Source organism: Stenotrophomonas pictorum JCM 9942, from assembly GCF_001310775.1.
GTDB classification, from domain to species: domain Bacteria; phylum Pseudomonadota; class Gammaproteobacteria; order Xanthomonadales; family Xanthomonadaceae; genus Stenotrophomonas; species Stenotrophomonas pictorum.
The window spans coordinates 1-1,354 of sequence record NZ_BAZI01000558.1 but is presented as its reverse complement, the minus strand read 5'-3'; the positions used below and the strand labels follow the sequence as shown (position 1 = coordinate 1,354).

At 67.4% G+C, this 1,354-nt stretch carries 1 protein-coding gene; it reads right to left on the bottom strand.

The features are described 5' to 3' along the window. Positions 1 to 65: 65 nt before the first annotated feature. On the bottom strand, positions 66 to 1,238 hold the full coding sequence (locus JCM9942_RS16020) for an acyl-CoA dehydrogenase family protein (protein ID WP_054660849.1): 1,173 nt from the start codon (positions 1,236 to 1,238) through the stop codon (positions 66 to 68). Positions 1,239 to 1,354: the final 116 nt, after the last annotated feature.

Here is a 1,354-nt window from a genome sequence, read left to right as displayed (position 1 = left end):
CCGCCGGAACCTGCGCCGGCGGCAACGCGGTTGCCAGCCGCGTCCGCGCGGCCCTTCGCCCGCGATCAGAACGCGTTGATGCCGGTCAGCTCGCGGCCGATCACCAGCTGGTGCACGGTCTCGGTGCCTTCATAGGTGATCACCGACTCCAGGTTCAGCGCATGGCGGATCGCACCGTGCTCGGTGGTGATGCCGGCGCCGCCGAGCAGGTCACGGCATTCGCGGGCGATGTCGATGGCCAGGCGGCAGTTGTTCCACTTGGCCAGGCTCACCTGCTGCGGCTGCATCTGCCCGGCGTCCTTCAGGCGGCCCAGCTGCAGCACCAGCAACTGGCCGGCGGTGATGCGACGGGCCATGTCGGCCATCTTGATCTGCGCGCTCTGGGTGGCGGCGACCGGGCGGCCGAACAGGATGCGCTCCTTGGTGTAGGCCAGCGCTTCGTCCAGACAGGCGATGGCCGCACCGATCGGGCCCCAGGTGATGCCGTAGCGGGCCTGGGTCAGGCAGCCCAGCGGGCCCTTCAGGCCCTTCACGTTGGGCAGGCGGTTGGCATCGGGCACGCGCACGTTGTCGAAGAACAGCGCGCCGGTCACCGAGGCGCGCAGGCTCATCTTGTGCTTGATCTCCTGGGCGGTGAAACCCGGGGTGCCCTTCTCGATGACGAAGCCCTGCACGCCCTCGTCGGTGTTGGCCCAGAGGATGGCGATATCGGCCACCGGGCCGTTGGTGATCCACATCTTGGAGCCGTTGATCACCCAGTCGCCGCCGTCTTTGACCGCGCGGGTCTTCATGCTGGCCGGGTCCGAACCGCCATGCGCCTCGGTCAGGCCGAAGCAGCCGATCACCTTGCCGCGCGCCATGTCCGGCAGCCAGCGCAGGCGCTGTTCTTCCGAGCCGTAGGCGTAGATCGGGTACATGCACAGCGAGCTCTGCACCGAGACGAAACTGCGGATGCCCGAATCGCCGCGCTCCAGTTCCTGGCAGATCAGGCCATAGCTGACACCGTTGAGCCCACCGCCCCCGTACTGTTCCGGCAGCGAACTGCCGAGCAGGCCCATGTCGGCGATCTCGCCGATCAGCTCGCTCGGGAAGCGGCCCTGGTCGAAACAGTCGCCGATGATCGGAATGACCCGCTCGTCGGTGAAACGGGCAACGGAATCCTGCACCGCGCGCTCTTCCTCGCTCAGCAGCGAACGCACATCGAACAGGTCGTAGGGGTTCAGTGTCTTCAGGCTCATTACTGTCTCTGGGAAGGCGCCTCGGCGCCCGGGAAGGTAGGGCATAAGGTAGTGCAAACCGGCCGAAAGAATTGCTGCGCCCGCACGTCCGCCGCCGCCACGCGGGGCCGGTTGCC

Coding starts and splice junctions, on each gene's coding strand:
- JCM9942_RS16020 (WP_054660849.1), bottom strand. CDS start 1,238: ATGAGCCTGAAGACACTGAACCCCTACGACCTGTTCGATGTGCGTTCG.